The 264-nt window shown below is 51.1% G+C and carries 1 pseudogene; it reads right to left on the reverse strand.

The window, feature by feature from the left end:
* Positions 1 to 250, reverse strand: a pseudogene (glyA, locus tag ICJ85_RS16290) (serine hydroxymethyltransferase); the annotation flags it as partial.
* Positions 251 to 264: the final 14 nt, after the last annotated feature.

Here is a 264-nt window from a genome sequence, read left to right on the forward strand (position 1 = left end):
AGCCCTTCTTTGGTGGCTTCGGACCCTTTCTGTAGAAGATCATGCCAGCCCTTGGACCCCTTAGACTCTTGTGGGTCGTAGTTGTTACCAAATCGCAATACTCAAATGGATCAGCCGCTTCCTGAGCAGCAACGAGGCCACTAATATGCGCCATATCGCAGAGCAGAAGCGCCCCGCACTTATCAGCAACCTGCCTAAATCTCTTGTAATCCCAGTCCCTCGGATAAGCACTCCCTCCACAAATGATCAACTTGGGCCTGAAAT

Origin of the sequence: Aestuariibaculum marinum (assembly GCF_014596975.1) — a bacterium.
GTDB classification, from domain to species: Bacteria; Bacteroidota; Bacteroidia; order Flavobacteriales; family Flavobacteriaceae; genus Aestuariibaculum; species Aestuariibaculum marinum.